At 59.7% G+C, this 18,174-nt stretch carries 18 protein-coding genes; 3 read left to right on the forward strand and 15 right to left on the reverse strand.

Annotated elements, in window-relative coordinates:
- Positions 1-74 precede the first annotated feature (74 nt).
- Complete coding sequence (locus hmeg3_RS25135; RefSeq protein ID WP_255407551.1) at positions 75-209, reverse strand: hypothetical protein; 135 nt, start codon at positions 207-209, stop codon at positions 75-77.
- Positions 210-905: 696 nt separating this feature from the next.
- Here hmeg3_RS25135 and hmeg3_RS06705 point away from each other — a divergent pair.
- The gene (locus hmeg3_RS06705) at positions 906-1,361 is read left to right on the forward strand and encodes a GNAT family N-acetyltransferase (RefSeq protein ID WP_094563052.1); all 456 of its coding nucleotides are present in this window, start codon (positions 906-908) and stop codon (positions 1,359-1,361) included.
- Between the two features lie 37 nt (positions 1,362-1,398).
- On the opposite strand, the gene hmeg3_RS06710 is transcribed toward hmeg3_RS06705, so the two are convergent.
- The 14 genes from hmeg3_RS06710 to hmeg3_RS06775 all read right to left on the reverse strand — a co-directional run bounded on the left by hmeg3_RS06710 (position 1,399) and on the right by hmeg3_RS06775 (position 15,249).
- Positions 1,399-2,091, reverse strand: a complete 693-nt coding sequence (locus tag hmeg3_RS06710; protein ID WP_094563053.1) for a GntR family transcriptional regulator — start codon at positions 2,089-2,091, stop codon at positions 1,399-1,401.
- Between the two features lie 83 nt (positions 2,092-2,174).
- Positions 2,175-2,555, reverse strand: coding sequence for an oxalurate catabolism protein HpxZ (hpxZ, locus tag hmeg3_RS06715; protein ID WP_094563054.1), 381 nt, complete (start codon positions 2,553-2,555; stop codon positions 2,175-2,177).
- Positions 2,552-3,238, reverse strand: a complete 687-nt coding sequence (locus hmeg3_RS06720; RefSeq protein ID WP_094563055.1) for a cysteine hydrolase family protein — start codon at positions 3,236-3,238, stop codon at positions 2,552-2,554. Before hmeg3_RS06720 ends, hpxZ begins: the two co-directional genes overlap by 4 nt.
- Positions 3,235-4,827 carry an ABC transporter ATP-binding protein gene (locus hmeg3_RS06725; RefSeq protein WP_094563056.1) on the reverse strand — a complete coding sequence of 531 codons (1,593 nt, stop codon included), beginning with the start codon at positions 4,825-4,827 and terminating at the stop codon, positions 3,235-3,237. The genes hmeg3_RS06720 and hmeg3_RS06725 overlap by 4 nt, the downstream gene beginning before the upstream one ends.
- A 2-nt stretch (positions 4,828-4,829) precedes the next feature.
- The gene (locus hmeg3_RS06730; RefSeq protein WP_094563057.1) at positions 4,830-5,525 is read right to left on the reverse strand and encodes a cysteine hydrolase family protein; all 696 of its coding nucleotides are present in this window, start codon (positions 5,523-5,525) and stop codon (positions 4,830-4,832) included.
- A gap of 16 nt (positions 5,526-5,541) precedes the next feature.
- Positions 5,542-6,462 (reverse strand): ABC transporter permease, encoded by a 921-nt coding sequence (locus hmeg3_RS06735; RefSeq protein ID WP_094563058.1) that lies wholly within the window; start codon positions 6,460-6,462, stop codon positions 5,542-5,544.
- Positions 6,455-7,597, reverse strand: coding sequence for an ABC transporter permease (locus tag hmeg3_RS06740; protein ID WP_094563059.1), 1,143 nt, complete (start codon positions 7,595-7,597; stop codon positions 6,455-6,457). Before hmeg3_RS06740 ends, hmeg3_RS06735 begins: the two co-directional genes overlap by 8 nt.
- A 121-nt stretch (positions 7,598-7,718) precedes the next feature.
- On the reverse strand, positions 7,719-8,816 hold the full coding sequence (locus tag hmeg3_RS06745; RefSeq protein ID WP_094563060.1) for a BMP family ABC transporter substrate-binding protein: 1,098 nt from the start codon (positions 8,814-8,816) through the stop codon (positions 7,719-7,721).
- A 69-nt stretch (positions 8,817-8,885) separates the two neighbouring features.
- Positions 8,886-9,731 carry an ABC transporter ATP-binding protein gene (locus tag hmeg3_RS06750; protein WP_094563061.1) on the reverse strand — a complete coding sequence of 282 codons (846 nt, stop codon included), beginning with the start codon at positions 9,729-9,731 and terminating at the stop codon, positions 8,886-8,888.
- On the reverse strand, positions 9,728-10,585 hold the full coding sequence (locus hmeg3_RS06755) for an ABC transporter permease (protein ID WP_094563062.1): 858 nt from the start codon (positions 10,583-10,585) through the stop codon (positions 9,728-9,730). Before hmeg3_RS06755 ends, hmeg3_RS06750 begins: the two co-directional genes overlap by 4 nt.
- Positions 10,586-10,587: 2 nt before the next feature.
- On the reverse strand, positions 10,588-11,568 hold the full coding sequence (locus hmeg3_RS06760; protein ID WP_094566178.1) for an ABC transporter substrate-binding protein: 981 nt from the start codon (positions 11,566-11,568) through the stop codon (positions 10,588-10,590).
- A gap of 113 nt (positions 11,569-11,681) precedes the next feature.
- Positions 11,682-13,511 (reverse strand): allophanate hydrolase, encoded by a 1,830-nt coding sequence (gene atzF / locus hmeg3_RS06765; RefSeq protein ID WP_094563063.1) that lies wholly within the window; start codon positions 13,509-13,511, stop codon positions 11,682-11,684.
- 341 nt (positions 13,512-13,852) lie between these two features.
- The gene (locus tag hmeg3_RS06770) at positions 13,853-14,341 is read right to left on the reverse strand and encodes a YidB family protein (protein ID WP_094563064.1); all 489 of its coding nucleotides are present in this window, start codon (positions 14,339-14,341) and stop codon (positions 13,853-13,855) included.
- A gap of 182 nt (positions 14,342-14,523) precedes the next feature.
- On the reverse strand, positions 14,524-15,249 hold the full coding sequence (locus hmeg3_RS06775; RefSeq protein WP_094566179.1) for a 16S rRNA (uracil(1498)-N(3))-methyltransferase: 726 nt from the start codon (positions 15,247-15,249) through the stop codon (positions 14,524-14,526).
- 339 nt (positions 15,250-15,588) lie between these two features.
- Between hmeg3_RS06775 and tkt the strand changes: the two genes are divergently transcribed.
- Positions 15,589-17,583 carry a transketolase gene (gene tkt / locus hmeg3_RS06785; RefSeq protein ID WP_094566180.1) on the forward strand — a complete coding sequence of 665 codons (1,995 nt, stop codon included), beginning with the start codon at positions 15,589-15,591 and terminating at the stop codon, positions 17,581-17,583.
- Entirely contained in the window at positions 17,580-18,170 is a 591-nt protein-coding gene (locus hmeg3_RS06790) for a GNAT family N-acetyltransferase (protein WP_094563066.1), read from the forward strand. The genes tkt and hmeg3_RS06790 overlap by 4 nt, the downstream gene beginning before the upstream one ends.
- Positions 18,171-18,174 lie beyond the last annotated feature (4 nt).

Below are 18,174 nucleotides of genomic sequence, written 5' to 3' on the forward strand. Positions count from 1 at the left end.
TATCCGGAGTTAAAAATGGAGAAAATTTCAAACAAAAAAGGCGGATGCGATGAATTGCCGCCGCCCTCGAGATGTTACTCAGCGCTGATATTGTTCGAGTTATGGGAAACAGTAGAGGTGGACGAAGCCTGCGCATCCAGCTCATTCTTTTCCAGGTATTCAGCAAACTGCTCCAGCACTTCTTCGTCTAAGTTCAAAGTCGTATTCATCTAAATGCTCCTCAAATTGTGGTCGAAACCAAATCGTGGGTTACCGCAAAAGAATCTTGATGACATATGAAAACTACAGAAAAAAGATCCTTTTGCAGGATCGAACGTCCCATCTGAATGGAGATGGGACTCTATGTAGGCTAGACGAGAAACATCCTTGCAGATATAGAAAAGTTTCTGATTGTTAACATTTTATAACGTCGATTTCAAAGTCATCGCATAAAAGCGGAGAGCCGTGCGAGTCAAGAGGTTGAGCCAGATTCTGTCATTGGCAGGAGCACATACATACGCGAACTTCTAAGATCGTAAACACGTTCTAAGATCAAGGATGCAGGCTTTACCGTGGCGTCGGATTCGACAGCGTCAGCGGTAGTGACACCAAATCTGGCGTATCTAGGACTGCCGGCGACACCGCCGTCAGAAGCAACAAAGACAGCAGCGGTAAATTCGCCAAAAACTGGTATGGCCAACACCTGCGAGCAATCCGTCTGACTGTCTGTCGAAAATGCAGTACGTTTCGACAGGTACTGATCCTGTAGAAAGATGGTACATGGCGACACGTTTGTTGACATCTGAGCCGTCACCGTACAATGCGGAAACAGATAATGCTCCTGTTGCAATGCGAAGCCAATGGGGCGACATTGTCATCAATTCAGTGTGGGAATATTTTCACCATGCAAAGTTTAGGAGTCCGCAATGCACATAGAAATCGACGACCTTTCGCGCCCCGCCATCCACGCCTTGCTCGAAGAACACTTGCGCAATATGCGCGAGATCTCGCCACCCGAAAGCGTGCACGCGCTCGATCTCAGTAAGCTGCGCAGTCCGGACATCACATTCTGGACCGTATGGGAGGATGCGCAGCTGATAGGCTGCGGGGCGCTGAAGGAACTTGACCGCCGGCATGGCGAAATCAAATCCATGCGCACACCCGAGGCGCTGCGTCGCAAAGGCGCCGGCCGGGCGATACTGGCGCACATTATCGAACAGGCCACAGCGCGCGGCTATGAACGTCTCAGCCTGGAGACCGGATCGTTTGACGCCTTCAAACCGGCGCGGCAACTATATGAAAGTGTGGGTTTCGTCTATTGCGGTCCGTTCGGAACCTACGGCGAAGATCCGAACAGCATGTTCATGACTTTGCGCCTGTAAAACTTCAGCGAAGCGGCTGACTGGATTGTGCTGGCGGCTAAGGCAGCGTTTTCAATTGTTCCTGACGGGCTTCGGCGAGCATCCAGATGGTGATCTTGCGCACTTCCAGCTTGCTTTGCGTGATGTGAGCGCGCAGCAGGATTTGCGCTTCGGTGGCCTTGCGTTTGGCGATCAGCTTGAGGATCTTGCCGTGTTCTTCATACGTCGCCAGCACACGATTTTTTTTCAGGAAATCGAGTCGGCGGACGATGCGGATTTTTTCCGTCACTTCGGTATGGATGCGCGTCATTTCTTCGTTGCCGGCGGCGGCGACCAGGTTGGTGTGAAAGCTTTCGTCCAGCTCTGCCACCTTGACGGCTTCACTTTCGCGTTCTTCCTCCGGCACCAGCCAGACGGCATTGAGTTCCTGCAGACCGGGCGAAGGATCCGGGTTCTGGCAGAGCCGTTCAAGCGCCGCCATTTCCAGCACGATGCGCAGGTCGTAGAGATTGTCGAGACGGTCGAAGTCGATCGGCCGCACCTTCCAGCCGCGGCGAAAACCGACATCCAGATAACCTTCGCGCTGCATCCGGAACAGGGCATCGCGCAATGGCGTGCGCGAGACGCCGTAGGACAGCGCCATCTCGGTTTCAGTGAAATTGTCGCCCGGCAGCAGACGGAAATTGAAGATGTCTTCCTTGAGCCGGTTGTAAACCTGTTCAGCGAGAGGGTTTGCAGAAGTTACGGTCATGGTGGAGCGTCATCAATACAAAAAGGAAATCAACAAGCCGGAAATCGGAAGCGGGGGTGTCGCGACATCAAGTCATTGAGCCATCAAGCCATCAGGCTCACATGCGCGGCGACGATGCGCCAGCCGGCTTCCATGCGCACCCAGGTTTGCATCTGGCGACCGATTTTATCCGAGTCGTCGGCAGTGAACTCGGTACTGACAGTAGCATAGTCGCTGCCGAAGGTCGTGATCACCGTACCGTACAGCTTGCGTGAGGGATGCACCGGCGCGCAGGTCTGACGGTATTGGCGTATCGCTTCTCCACCCAGGAGGATTTCCGCCACGCCATAGCGCACCGTTTGCGGGTCGTACCAAAACCAGCGATCCAGCGCCGGCACATCATGTACCAGCAGGGCATGTTCATAGTCGGCAAAGGCTTGTTCGACTTCTTCAACGATGTGCGGCAGATTGACTTGCGGACTCATGATGCGGATTCTCCGGCGGTTTCTTTGAACGAAGCTTGCAGCGTGGACAGCGGCGCTTTCCAGCCGACGATGCCGCCCTGCGCGGTTAGCATGGCCAGCGTGGCCTGATGGAATACGGGGAAATAGCTGGCGCAGGCGTCTTCGACGATCAGGCATTCGTAGCCGCGGTCGTTGGCTTCGCGCATCGAGGTCTGTACGCAGACTTCGGTCGTGACGCCGGCAAAGAGCAGGTGCGTGATGCCGCGCGCCTGCAACTGCGCGTGCAGGTCGGTGGCGTAGAACGCGCCCTTGCCGGGTTTGTCGATCACCAGTTCGCCGTCTTGCGGCGCCAGCAGCGGCAGGATCTGGTTACCCGGTTCGCCGCGCACCAGGATGCGTCCCATCGGGCCTTCATCGCCGATGCCTAATGTCGGATTGCCGCGCTTGAGTTTGGCCGGCGGACAGTCGGACAGATCCGGCAAATGCGATTCGCGCGTGTGCACCACCAGCACGCCATGTTCGCGCGCCAGCGCCAGCAGTTTCGCTACCGTCGGTACGATGGTAGCCAGCGGCCGCACATCATTGCCGAGCACGCTGCCGAAGCCGCCTTCCTCGACGAAATCGCGCTGCATGTCGATCACCACCAGCGCCGTATGGCGGCTTTCGAATTGATAAGAGTAGGGAATAGCGTCGACGGTAATCATGCGGTCTCCAGTTGCGTGTCGGGCGTAGTCGATGGATTGCCGTGTTGACCGTGCCCCGCCATCCAGCGTCCCAGTTCTGCGCGGTCGGCGCTGGCTGCATCTGTCGCGTGCACGATGGCGCCGTCGGTCATCACGAGGATGCGGTCGGACAACTCCAGCAATTCGTCGAGATCTTCGCTGACCAGCAGGATCGCCGTTCCCAGTGCGCGCGCCTGCAAAAGCCGCGCGTGGATGTCGGCCACCGAGGCAAAATCCAGGCCAAACACAGGATTGGCGACGATCAGTACGTTCACCGCATCTTCCTGTCTGGTCGAGTCACCCAGCTCGCGCGCCAGCACGGCGCGTTGCACGTTGCCGCCTGAGAGCGTACCGATGGCGCGTTCCGGCAGCGGCGGTTTGACGTTGAAGGCGGCGATCAACGCCTGCGCCTGTTTGCGCATGGCGGCACGATTGACGCTCCAGCGCAGCCAGCCGCTGCGACGGTAGGGCGCTACATCGAAATTGCGCAGCGCCATATTTTCGGCGACGTTCATGCCCGCAATGCAGGCGTTGCGCAGCGGTTCTTCCGGCAGCGCGAAGACCTTGCGCTCGCGCATCTCAGTGCGGCTGGCTTGATAGTCGGCGCCGTTGATTTGCACTTCGCCGGACAAGCGGCGGCGCTGGCCGAGAAGGGCTTCCACCAGTTCTTTCTGACCGTTGCCGGAGATACCCGCCAGGCCGACGATCTCGCCGCGCTTCACCTGCAGCGACAGCGTATTGACGGCGGTGACGCCGCGGTCATTAAGCACCAGCAGCGATTCGACCTTCAGGCCTACCGGCGCCTCGGCAGGCACCGGTGGACGCGCCATGATTTCTTTTTCGACGCGGGCCTGTCCCATCATCCAGTGTGCGAGTTCGGCGGGGCTGGTGTCGGCCACGGCCGTGCTGCCGACCAGACGTCCCTTGCGCAGCACCGTGACGTCGTCGGCATAAGCGGTGACTTCGTGAAACTTGTGCGTGATCATCAGCACGGTCAGTTCTTCGCGGCGCGTGAGGTCGCGCATCAGACCGAGCACTTCATCGGCCTCCTGCGGCGTGAGTACTGAAGTCGGTTCGTCGAGGATCAGCAGTCGGCGTCGCAGATAGAGTTGTTTGAGGATTTCAAGCTTCTGTTTTTCACCGGCAGACAGGCTGCTGATGAGGCGGTCGAGGTCGAGCCGGAACGGCATCGCTGCCATGAATTCCTCCAGCGCCTGGCGTTCCAGATTCCAGTGGATGCGCCAGCGCACGAGGCCGCGCGCCAGCAGCAGGTTTTCTGCCACGGACAGGCTGGGCGCCAGCGTGAAGTGTTGATACACCATGCCGATGCCGAGCGTGTTGGGCACGCGCGGGCCGCGGATTTCTACCTCGCGGCGGTCGGCCTGGATGATGCCCTGATCGAGCGGACTGTAGCCGACCAGGCCTTTGACGAGCGTACTTTTCCCCGCGCCGTTTTCGCCCAGCAGTGCGTGGATGGTGCCGGCCTTGATCTTGATCGAGACCTCGTCCAGGGCGCGGAACTCGCCGAAGGATTTGCCGGCGCCGATGACTTCCAGCTCGAGCGCGTGCATGATTATTTTCCTATCGCTTGCAACAGCGATGAGGAGTCCGACACCGCACCGAACACGCCGCCCTGCATCTTGATCATCGACAGCGCCGCCAGATGATTGTTGTGATCGGTGGCGCCGCAGCAGTCGGCCAGCATCACGCATTCAAAACCACGGTCGTTGGCTTCGCGCATGGTGGTATGGACGCAGACGTCGGTGGTGATGCCGGTCAGGATCAAATTGCGGATGCCGCGCGTGTGCAGCACCAGTTCCAGATCGGTAGCGCAAAACGAGCCCTTGCCGGGTTTGTCGATGATGATTTCGCCGGCGATAGGCGCCAGTTCGGGAATGATTTCCCAGCCCGGTTCGCCGCGTACGAGGATCTTGCCGCATGGGCCGTCATCGCCGATACCGACGCCGTTGGTGCCGATCTGGCGCGAGCGCCAGCGCTTGTTGGCAGGCAGGTCGGACAGGTCCGGGCGATGGCCTTCGCGTGTGTGGATGATGGTGTAGCCGCCTGCGCGCATGGCGGTCAGCACGTTCTTGATCGGCGCGATTGGCGCGCGCGTGAGCGACAGGTCATAACCCATCTTGTCGACGTAGCCGCCGATGCCGCAGAAGTCGGTCTGCATGTCGATCACGATCAGTGCAGTATTGCCCGGCTTCAGTGCACCGTCGTAGGGCCACGCATAAGGTTCGGCTTTAATGAACAATTCGGACATGTCGGTTTCTCCTGATTTATCTGGTAAGACTGAGTTCGCCCGGCGCGCTGGACAGCGTGCGGTCGGGGCGGCAGGTAATGATCATGATCAGCAAGGTCAGCGCGTAAGGTGCGGCGTTGAAGAGGTAGTAGCCCGAGGTCACGCCGACCGCCTGCAAGGCCGGGCCGAGCGCGCCGGCAGCGCCAAACAACAGCGCAGCCAGCAAGCACCGCATCGGTTGCCAGCGCGCAAAAATCACCAGTGCCACCGCCATCAGGCCTTGTCCGCTGGACAGGCCTTCGTTCCAGCTGCCGGGGTAGTAGAGCGACAGATAAGCGCCGCCTACCGCCGCCAGAAAACCGCCGCAGGCCGTGGCGATGATGCGCGTCAGATTGATGCGATAGCCGAGAGCGCGCGCGGTCTCGGCATGGTCGCCGACCAGACGCAAAGCCAGTCCCCAACTGGTGCTCGACAAGCCCCATTGCAAGGCGGCAGCCAGCAGCACGCCGATCAGAAACAGTGCATTGATTTCCAGCGCGTGATGCAGATGCGGATTGCTGCTCCAACTGCCGAGATCGATCGACGGCAGCATCGTCGCCTGCGGTTGAATGAAAGGTTTGCCGAGGAAGAAGGCCAGGCCGGTGCCGAGCAGCATCAGCGCAATACCGAAGGCGATGTCGTTGACGCGCGGCAGCGAACACACCAGCCCGTGCAAGGTGCCAAGCAGCATGCCGGACACGCCCGCCGCCAGCACGCCCAGCCAGGCCGAGCCGGAGAAGAAGGACACGGCGTAACCGGTCATCGCGCCGCAAACGAGGATGCCTTCCAGACCGAGGTTCACGCGGCCGCCTTTTTCGGTCAGGCATTCGCCCAGACTTACAAACAGGAAGGGCGTACCGACCCGGATCGCGCCAGCGAACAAGGCCAGCAGCAGCGTGGTGAAATCGAAATCAGACATGGCTGGTCTCCACGGCAGTCGTTGGCAAGGGTTGTGCCTGTTGTTGCCAGCGCGTCTTCAGTGTACCGAGACGGCCCGTGATTGCTTCCCACGCCAGCAGGTTGCAGAACAGCAGTCCCTGTAAGACCAGCGTGGTGGCGTCAGGCAGATCGAGACGGCGTTGCAGCAAGCTGCCGCTGGCTTCGACGCCGCCGATGACGACGGCACAGACGATGATGGCAAGTGGATTCTGGCGCGCCGCAAAGGCCACCAGAATGCCGCTGAATCCGTAGCCTGCGAGCAGTGCGCTGTTGGCGCTGCCGTGTACGGCGGTGACTTCAAACATGCCGGCCAGACCTGCTGCAGCGCCGCCCATGGCGCAGGCAATCACCACCAGGCGATTGACCGGCAGACCGACCAGGCGTGCTGTGCGGCCGTTGCCACCGGCAATCGCCATGGCGAAACCGGTCACGCTATGGCGCAGGAATATCCATGCCGCCACGCAAGCCAGCGCACCCCATACCAATCCCCAATGCACGTCGAGGCCGGGCAGGGGATTGATCAGGTAGGCGTCCGGCAGCGGCACTGTCGACGGTTTGTTGAGACTGGCCGGATCGCGCAGCGGGCCCTCGACCAGATGTTTGAACAATGCGACTGCGATGTAGGAAAGCAGAAGGCTGGAGATGGTTTCGTTGACGCCGCGCCATTGGCGCAAGGCACCACACAGCGCAATCCAGAGTCCACCGGCGATCATGGCAACGACGGCCATGGCCGGCAGCATGATCCACGGCGACAGCACGGGTAAAAAAGAGGGAAGTACGGCGGCAAACAATCCACCCATCGCCAGCGCACCTTCGCCGCCAATGACGATCAGGCCCACGCGTGCCGGCAGCGCCACGCATAGTGCGGTCAACAGCAAGGGCGCGGCGCGTTGCAAGGTATTCTGCCAGGCGAACATGGAGCCAAAGGCGCCCTGGAAGATCAGCAGGCAAGCTTCGGTAGCGGGCTTGCCCTGCACCAGAAGAAACAACACGAACAGCAACAGTGCGCCGCTCAGTGCGCACAGCGTTGGCAATACCGGCGCCAGCGTGACGGCGGCACGGGCCTTGAGCCGTAAAGTGAAAGCACTGTTTTCCGCGCGGTCGTGTGTGGTCATGGCGATCTATGAACGATGATGAACAATGAAGAGCGAGAAAAGAGCGAAAAAAGGGCGACAAAATGGCAAGAAAATAAGCCGGCAGCGGCGCGCTGCCGGCTTACATTGCACTAAGCAGTTTTCATACCTGACCGACGACGCCCGCCACCAGATAGTTCATCTTCTCCAGCGCGACATCGGTCTGCACCTGCGTCGTGCCGGCCGGGATCACGACTGCGCCCTTGTTGTCCTTGATCGGGCCCTTGAAGATCTGGAATTTACCGGCCAGCATCTGCGCCTTTACATCGTCGGCCTTCTTCTTGGCCGCTGCGCTGACGTTGGCGCCGTAAGGCGACATCTTGACGAAGTTGTCCTTGAGACCGCCGCGCAGGAAGTTGATCATCGGCTTGCCTTCGACGGTGGCTTTGACGATTTCGGTGTACGGCGTGGCCCAGTTCCACTCGGCGCCGGTGAGGTAGCCCTTGGGGGCGAGTGCGGCCTGGCTGGCGTGGTAGCCGCAGGTCATGATGCCGCGCTTCTCTGCGGTTTCAACGATGACCTTGGGGCCGTCGACGTGGCAAGTGATGACATCGCAACCCTGATCGATCAGGCTGTTGGCGGCTTCGGCTTCCTTGACCGGCAGCGACCAGTCGCCGGTGAAAATCACATGCGTGGTGATGGATGGATCCACCGATTGCGCGCCCAGCGTGAAGGCGTTGATATTGCGCAGCACCTGCGGAATCGGCTTGGCGGCGATGAAGGCCAGCTTCTTGGATTTGCTCATGTGTCCGGCGACCACGCCGGACAGGTATTCGCACTCTTCGATATAGCCGAAGAAGCTGCCCACGTTCATCGGATGCTTGCCGGCAGTCCACAGACCACCGCAGTGGGCGATGCGCACCTTGGGGTATTTCTCCGCGACTTTCAGGACGTGCGGATCGAAGTAGCCGAACGAGGTCGGGAAGATCAGCGATGCGCCGTCTTGCTGGATCATGGCTTCCATGGTTTTTTGTACGGCCACGGTTTCCGGCACTTTCTCTTCTTCGATGACCTTGATGCCCGGCATTTTTTTGATGATCGCGGCAGCTTGCGCATGCGACTGGTTGTAGCCGAAATCGTCGCGCGCACCGACGTAGATGAAGCCGACCGTCAACGGTGCAGCAGCCAGCAGGTCCAGCGGAAATGCTGCGCCCAGTGCAGCGGCGCCGGTCAGTTTGAGAAAGTCACGACGGTTGTTCATCTTTGGCTCCAGTCAAGGGAAACGTTGGTGGTGTTGTTGGCAAAGCGATGCAAAAAATTCTGTAGCGGATTATTTGGGCGGTTGAGCAGTCGCCTCGCGCCGGACTTCAGTCTGAAAAATTTCCAGACTCATCTTCTTGGCTTCGATGAAGCGCGGCTGCGTCAGCGTTTCCACCGTGCGCGGACGGGCATCGTCGTAATGCAGGATGTGTGCCACCTTTGTGGGGCGCTTGGTCAGCAGCAGGATCTCGTCGGCGAGGTAGACCGCTTCTTCCAGATCGTGCGACACCAGCATCATGGTGGTGCCGGTCTGCATGAAGACTTCCTGCAGCTTTTCGCGGATGAACAGCGTCATCTCGAAGTCGAGCGCGGAGAAGGGTTCGTCCAGGAACAGCACCTCCGGCCCCGGCGCCAGCGCACGCATGATGGAAGCGGTCTGCTGCTGTCCGCCGGACATTTCGTACGGATAGCGATTGAGGTCAAACTTGACGTCGAAGGAGGCGACCAGTTCTTCCACGCGGCGGTTGATCTCGACCTTGGATTTACCTTCCAGTTTGAGCGGATAGGCAATGTTGTCGATGGTGCGCAGCCAGGGAAACATGGCTTCGCGGTAGTTCTGGAAGACGTAGCCGATCTTGGTGTCGGCGAGCGACTTGCCGTCGAACAGAATCTGACCCGAGTCGATTGGAATCAAGCCGGCAATCATGTTGATCAGCGTTGACTTGCCGCAGCCGTTGGGGCCGAACACCGAGACGATCTTGTTCTTGGGAATGTCGAGATTGAAATCCTCGTACAGCGGCCAGCCGGCGAAATATTTGGTCAGGCCGCGGATCGTGATGTGCGTGCCGGGCGGGCCGGGGATGAACGGGACGACCGGCTCTTCATATTTCAATTTTGGGGAAATGACGACGCTCATCTTCCGCTCCAGTGGACGATACGTTTTTCAATCACGATGAAGACCACGTTCAGGGCATAGCCGAGCGCGCCGGCAGCGAGGATCGCGGCATACATTTCGCGGACGTTCAACACTTGCTGGGCGTCGATGATCTTGTGGCCGAGACCGTTTTCGGAGCCGATGAACATCTCGGCCACGATCACGATCACCAGCGCCATCGACACCGCGCTGCGCAGGCCGACGAAGGTCGGCTGCAGGCTTTCCCACAGCAGCACATCCTTGAAGATCTGCCAGCGCGACGCACCCATCACCTTGGCCGCCATCACGCGTTGCTTGCGGGCGTTGAGCACGCCGTAAGCGCTGTTGAACAGCACGATCAGCAGCGCGCCGAAGGCAGCGATGGCGACCTTGTTGATGTCCGACACGCCGAAGATCAGCAGGAACAGCGGGATCAATGCCGACGATGGCGTCGAGCGGAAAAAGTCGATCAGGAACTCCACACTGCGATAGGCGCGCTCATTGCTGCCAAGCAGAACGCCGAGCGGTACGCCGACTACGGCGGCAATGACGAAGGCTTCCAGCGTGCGCATCACCGTCACCAAAAAATCCATCAGCAGCGGACCACCGGCGAGACCGTTGACCAGTGTGATCAGCGTCGCCGCAGGCGTCGGCAGCAGGATGGCCTTGATCCAACCGGCGCGCACCACCAGATCCCAGATGATGAACAAGGCAATCGGGCCGACGATGGGCAGGAGCTTGCCGAAGGACGGCGGCGTGCGGCGCTTCTTGGCAACCGGTGCTACTTTGATTTCAGCCGCCTGAGCGGCTGTGGTGTCCGGCTTCGCGGTGCCGTCAACAGTGAGGGAGTCAGCCATGATCAACCCTTGTAAAGAAGTGAGTCAACCATCACGCGCGAGGCGAAGATACCCTTGTCGACGAACAGGTCGTAGAACTTCTGGAAGTAGGCAACGTCGCTGGCCTTGAACTCGTTGTAGAGCATGTAGGACGCCAGCGGCACTTCATTGGTGAGAGATCCTTCGATGGCGGTGTAGCCCTTGAGGTAAGGACGTGCCTTGTCCGGTGTCTTGCGGATCAGCTCGATGCCGCGGGTGTAGGCGGCGATGTATTTTTTGGTTTCAGCAGGATGCTTCTTGATGAAGTCAGTGGTCAACGCCGCTGCGCCGCCATGCCATGGCGCGCTCGGATTGCCGAGGATGTACTTGGCGATGACACCGGCTTCCAGCACACGGGTGGTGTTGTTCATGCGGCCGACGGTGCCGGTCGGTTCCAGCGTGTAGACGGCGTCGACCTGGCCGGCGGCGAGTGCAGCGACATGCTGGCCGATCGGCAGTTCGGTGACGGTCGCGCCGGTTGCTCCTGCGCGTTCAAGTACGGTCTTGGCCAGCGTGACATTCTGAATGCCGGGGCCGGAGGCAATCTTCTTGCCCTTGAGTTCCGCGATCGATTTGATGGTGCTGTCCTTCGGCACGAGGAACTCGTCAAGTACATACTGCGCATTACTTGGGTTGGTCGCGAAGATCTTGAACAGTCCCGGCTGGGCTATTTCACCGATGGCCAGGTTGCCGGCGCCGGTGCCGTTGGCGGATCCATCGGCGCGACCGGACAGCATGGCTTCCATCACTTGCTGCGCGCCGGCAAACTTGATCGGCTGTACATCGAGACCGGCTTCCTTGAAGTAGCCGGCTTCCACGGCAGCATAGAAGGGCAGGCCTGCTGCGACCGGCCAGTAGCCGATGCGGATTGGAACAGTCTGCGCGCGCAAAATGGCCGGTGCGCCGCCCAACGCCAGCGTCGTCGCGACCGTGCCGGCGGTGCCGAGAAAGCGGCGGCGCTGCATGGAGTCAGCCTGCGGTTCAGCTTGCGTTGCGAGATTACTTGTCGTGTCCGGTTGTGCTGTCTTTTTCATGCTGGCTCCGTGAGTTGGGGGCGGAAATAAGTGTGAGAACTGGGTCAGATCTTTGCAGCGAGATAGGCAGTCCAGCTGCCGTAGCCGGTGATGTCGCGTGCGTTGTCGAGTGCCGCCGGTTCGCAGATGAAGCCCTTGACGCTGCTGCCGTCGGCCAGCTCCATGGTGCCGATGCCGAGCGGTGCCGGAATCGCGGCGACGAAGCTGCCGAAATTACGCAGCGGCATTTCCCAGACTTCGCTGACGATGGCGGCACCGTCGTCGCCATTGGTACGCACCAATCCAGGCTTGGCCGGCGTCGTGTTGGCGAGTGCGTAGAGGCGATAGTGTTTGCTGGTTGTGGTGCTGGCATGCAGGCGTGCGCCAGCCTCCAGCAGTTGCCAGTTCAGGGGCTGGCCGCTCAGATGCGCGCCGACTACCCCGACTTTGACTGTAGGTTCGTTGAAAGGCAGCGGCGCGGCAGCGACAGCATCGGCCTGTGCTGCACCGCCCAGTAATTGCTGGAACTGTGCACCTGCTTCCGCCAGCAGATGATCGGACCCGGCCGGACCGATCAGCGTGATCCCTGCCGGCAGACCGTCCTTGCGCCACACGGCTGGAATGGCCAGCGCGGCCATGTCCATCAGATTGACGAAGTTGGTGTAGTAGCCGAGCTGCGAATTACGCACGATGGGATCAGCTTCCACCGCCGCGATGGTCGGCATGGTGGTGGTGGTCGGCACCAGCAGCAGGTCGGTATTTTGCAGCAGGGTTTCAGCTTCGCGGCGCAGTTCGGCCAGACGGTATTGGCCGTTGAAAGCATCGACCGCGTCGAACTTGTCGGACTGCTCGGTGATCTCTCTGACCACCGGATGAATCGCTTCTTTATGGGATTCAAAAAAAGCACCGAGTGCTGCACGGCGTTCCGCTACCCAGGGGCCTTGATACAGCAATTGCGCGGCGTCGGTGAAGGCGTCGAAAGGGATGTGTGTGATGCTGACACCGGGCATGGCGGTGATTTTTTCCAGCGCTTGTTCGTAGGCCAGTCTGGCGTTGTCGTCGCCATAGAATTCCGGCTTTTGCGGCACGGCGATGCGGTAGCCACGGCGCTTCACGCCGAGCATCAACGGGCTGCGCGAATAAGCGTCGCCGGCATCGAACCCGGCCGCGCTTTGCAGCACGCGCCAGGCGTCGGCGACGTCATGCGCAAAAATGGAAATGCAATCGAGTGTGCGGCACGCCGGGAGCATGCCGCTGGCGCTGAGCAAGCCGCGCGTCGGTTTCAGTCCGACCAGATTATTGAAGGCTGCCGGCACGCGGCCGGAGCCTGCGGTGTCGGTACCGAGCGAAAACAGCACTTGCCCCAACGCGACCGCAACCGCCGAGCCCGAGCTGGAGCCGCCCGAAACATATTCCGGCCGCAGCGAGTTGCGCACGGCGCCATACGGAGAGCGCACGCCGACCAGGCCGGTGGCGAACTGATCCAGATTGGTCTTGCCGACCAGCAGCGCGCCAGCCTGTTGCAACCGGGCGACCACGGTGGCGCTGACTTTTGGCACATGGCTGAATTCGGGGCAGGCGGCGGTGGTGGACATGTCGGCGACGTCGATATTGTCTTTCACCGCAAACGGAATGCCGAACAGCGGCAGCGATTCGAACACTGCTTCGCCCTTGATTTGCAGCATCAGATCAAGCGCGGCCGCCTGTTGCTTGAGCGTCTTGGCAGGCACACGGCTGATCCAGACTTCGTCGCGATCGGCGTGGTCTATTTGCGTGAGCAGGTCACCAATCAGTTTGCCGGGAGTGAGGCTGCCGGCTCGGTACGAGGCCAATACGTCGGCGATCGTCCGTTGTGGGGATTGGGCGGAATTTTGGCGGAGAGTATTTGCTGACATGTTTATATTCATTCTTGAATACAAGATGAAAAACATTAAGCAGGTACTGTGCCAGCAGAGATTTTGGCGTGTTTAAATCAAGCGTAAATGAAGGTGAAAATGCCTGAAAGGCAATGTGGTGGCTGGTTTGGTGAGGATGTGCCGATTGTCGGGCGAAGCGGAGGAGAGCGGTGAAGATGACGGAGAAAGAGAGGGGCGGTGATCCGAACTGGCACAAATGCTTTCGTCTGGCGCAGCTTGTGATACCAAACTGGTGCCTGCACCAGATTTCGGTGCAGGTGTATCTCGGATTACTTCAGAGATCGGATCACTCGTTTATTAGTAAGTGACTAAACTAAAACTCAAGCGGACTTGCCGCCGAGAAAGCCGCTGAGCAGATTGCCGATGTCAGAACCGAGATCGCCGCCGACGGATTCCGGCACCTGACCGTTCGGGGTCAGATGATCGACCAGTCCCGGAAGAATTTGCGCCAGATGACCGGCGATGTCGCCTTGTGGAATGCCGGTGGCTTGCGCCAGACCGCCTAACTGATCGTCACCCAGCGCCTGCGATACCTGGTCGGCGGACACGGGCTGGTTCTGGCCGGTGCCGATCCAGGAATCGACGATCTGTCCGAGGCCGGCATTTTGCAGCATGCCGAGCAAACCACCCAGTCCACCTATGCTACCTGGACCACCCAAGCTACCCAGTGCGCCGCCGGACTGGTTGTTATTGTTGGCGAGCATGCTCAACACCGCCTGAATCAATGCCGCCTTGGGATCGGCGGGGGCGCCGGAGGCATTGCCTGCATTGTTAGTGAGTGCGCCAAGTACGCTGTCGAGTAAGCCCATGAAATTCTCCGGAATCAAAGTGATGAGGGATACGTTTCGGCACTCTCGCAAGCGATGGCCGAAACGGCGTTAAAACAAGCTGGTACAACGGTTTGTCGCTCTGCGGCGTTGTCGAAGGATGTCGAGATGCCCCGGCTTTCGGTGCTTCTGTGCCTCCTTCGTCGCTCTCCCTTTACCCTTATTTACATCTCGCCCCAGATTGCATTGATCGCCGCCAGTGCGCTGAGGCCGGCGGTTTCGGTACGCAGCACGCGCGGGCCCATGGATAGCATCAGCGCGCCGTGGTCGCAGGCGAGGTTTTCTTCTGCGTCGGTAAAGCCGCCTTCCGGGCCGACCATCAGGCTCAGCGCCTGCGCCGGATGATGGCGCGCCCAGTCCGACAGCGATTGTTCGCCGCGCGGCGACAGCAGGATGCGTTTGTGCAGGTCGCTCTGGGCGATCCAGCTGTTGAACTCGGTGAGTGGCGACAGTTGCGCCAGGCGATTGCGGCCGCTTTGTTCTGCGGCGGCGTGGATGATGCCTTGCCAATGGCTTTGTTTCTTCTCGGCGCGCTCGCTGTTGAGGCGCACCACGCAGCGCTGGGCCGCCAGTGGCTGGATCGCCGTGACGCCGAGTTCGACGGCTTTTTCGATGATCCAGTCCATTTTGGATGCTTCCGGCAGGGCTTGCGCCAGCGTGATGGCGTAGGACAACTCCGCTTCGCGCGGGGAAAAGGTTTTGACCTCGGCGTAGACGCGCTTCTTTTCCATCTGGGTGATGACGGCGGTGTATTCGCCGCCTTCGCCATTGAAGAGCGTAATCGGATTGCCAACCTGCATGCGAATCACCTGGACGTGATGCGCGACCTGGTCGGGCAGGGCAAGCGTCGTACCGATGGCGAGCGGGTCGGGGCAATAAAAGCGGGGCATGATCAACAGGTCCTGATGAGTGAGAACGGTGAAATGAACAATTCTTGGGTGCCGCGGTGGTGGATCAGGGCATTGCAAACCAGAGAGGAATTCGCGGGAAATCAGCGGGAATTGCCTTCGGGCATGCTTTTCTGGCCCTGGCGGCGATGCTTGATTTTAATTCTTTGGGCTTCTGTCTGGTAAAATACTTGGCTCAGTCTGGCTTGGTCCGGGAGTTCATCCGGGTCGACCGGCAAGGCATTCGAAATGCGCGTTAATGACGGCAAACCGCAGCTATCTGGCGGAAACCGTCAAGGCGACATGATTCGGCACCGCAATCCGCAACTCTTTGACATCGACATGACTTCCACACTCCCTACCGACAAGATGGCCAACGCGATCCGCGCGCTGGCAATGGACGCAGTACAAAAAGCAAATTCAGGACACCCAGGCGCGCCGATGGGGATGGCGGAAATCGCAGTCGCATTGTGGGCCAAGCACTATCGCCACAACCCGGCCAATCCGCAATGGGCCAACCGCGACCGTTTCGTGTTGTCGAACGGACATGGTTCGATGCTGCAATATGCCTTGTTGCATCTGACCGGTTACGACCTGTCGATGGAAGAAATCAAGAACTTCCGCCAACTGCATTCCAAGACCGCCGGCCATCCGGAAGTTCACATCACCCCAGGCGTGGAGACCACCACCGGCCCGCTGGGTCAGGGCGTCACCAACGCCGTCGGTATGGCGCTGGCTGAAAAGCTGCTGGCGGCAGAATTCAACAAGCCGGATCTGGCAGTTGTTGATCATTACACTTATGCTTTCGTCGGCGACGGTTGCCTGATGGAAGGCATTTCGCATGAAGCCTGCTCGCTGGCCGGCACACTGCGCCTGTCCAAGCTGATCGTGCTGTACGACGACAATGGCATCTCCATCGACGGCAAGGTCGAAGGCTGGTTCAAGGACGACACCCCGAAGCGTTTCGAATCTTACGGCTGGAACGTCATTGCCGGCGTCGACGGACACAATGTCGAAGCGGTCAATTCCGCCATCCATCAAGCCAAGCTGGCCGACAAGCCGACCCTGATCTGCTGCAAGACCGTCATCGGCAAGGGTTCGCCAAATCTGGCCGGCACCGACAAGGTTCACGGCGCGGCTCTGGGCGACAAAGAAGTTGCAGCCGTGCGCGAAGCGCTGGGCTGGACTTCGGCTCCGTTTGAAATTCCTGCCGACATCTATTCCGCCTGGGATGGCAAGACCCAAGGCCAGCAACTGGAAGCCGAGTGGAACAAGCTGTATCAGGCCTATCAGGCCAAGTATCCAACCGAAGCCGCTGAACTGGTGCGCCGCCTGAAGGGCGAGTTGCCGGCAGGTTTCGACGCGGCCGTCCAGGCATACATCGCCAGCACCATCGAAAAGAAAGAAACCATCGCCACCCGCAAGGCCAGCCAGAACGCGATTCAGGCGTATGCGCAAGTGCTGCCTGAATTCCTCGGCGGTTCGGCCGACCTGACCGGTTCCAACCTGACCAACTGGAAAGAATCCGTGGCTGTGCGTGCCGATGTCGCCGGTAACCATATCAACTATGGCGTGCGCGAATTCGGCATGAGCGCGATCATGAACGGTATCGCCCTGCACGGCGGCTACATCCCGTTCGGCGCGACTTTCCTGACGTTCTCCGATTACAGCCGCAATGCGCTGCGTATGGCTGCACTGATGCAGATCCGTGCACTGTTCGTGTTCACGCATGACTCCATCGGCCTGGGCGAAGACGGCCCGACGCACCAATCTGTGGAACATATTTCGAGCCTGCGCCTGATCCCGAATCTGGACAACTGGCGTCCATGCGACACAGTTGAATCGGCTGTCGCGTGGGAACAAGCAGTCAAGCGCAACGACGGTCCGAGCACGCTGATCTTTTCGCGTCAGAACCTGCCGTACCAGGAGCGTACTGCGGAACAAGTCGCCGACATCAAGCGCGGCGGCTATATCCTGAAAGAAGCCAAGGACGCCAAGGTGATCCTGATCGCTACCGGTTCGGAAATTGAACTGGCGGTCAAGGCAGCTGATGAACTGGCAGCGCAAGGCATCCCGGCACGCGTCGTGTCGATGCCATGTACCGATGTGTTTGACCGTCAGGATGCAGCGTACAAGGCCAGCGTTCTGCAACGCGGCGTGCCGCGCGTGGCGATCGAAGCCGGCGTGACCTCGACATGGTACAAGTACGTCGGTCTGGAAGGTGCTGTGGTCGGTATCGACACCTTCGGTGAATCGGCTCCGGCAGGCGTGCTGTTCAAGCATTTCGGCTTCACTGTCGAAAACGTCGTCGCCAAGGCCAAGCTGATCCTGGCATGAGTGTAATCGGCAAAGATCAGAGCAAAGACATCACCAACGTCGTCGGCCCGGTGACGGTCCGGCGCGCGACGGTCGACGACGCTGCCCTGATCGCTCAGGTGCGCATCGACAGCTGGCGTGCAGCGTACCGCGGCATGATTCCGGACGCTTATCTGGATGGCATGAAGGTGGGCGACAGCACGCGCATGTGGACGCGTGTGCTGAGCGCCGCGTCGGATGCGGCCTGCACCTTTGTGGCGGAAGTTGACGGTGAGCTGGTCGGTTTCGCGGCCGGCATCACGCTGGCGGAACGCAAGCTTGATTTCGATGCCGAACTGACGGCGTTATATGTTTTACCCTCGGCTCAGCGCGCCGGCATCGGCCGCCGCTTGCTGACCGAAGTGGTCGCGACACTGGGTGCGGCAGGTGCGCCCAACATGCTGGTCTGGGTGCTGGCGCAAAACAAAAAGGCGCGCGATTTTTACGCGCATCTGGATGCGCTGCTGCTGGCAGAACAGACCTTCAAGTGGGACGAGCTGGATTTGATCGAAGTCGCCTACGGCTGGCGTGACATCCAATCCATCGGAAAAATTACTACTGTTTCTTAAGGAG

The sequence above is a fragment of the Herbaspirillum sp. meg3 genome, from assembly GCF_002257565.1.
Taxonomy (GTDB): domain Bacteria; phylum Pseudomonadota; class Gammaproteobacteria; order Burkholderiales; family Burkholderiaceae_D; genus Herbaspirillum.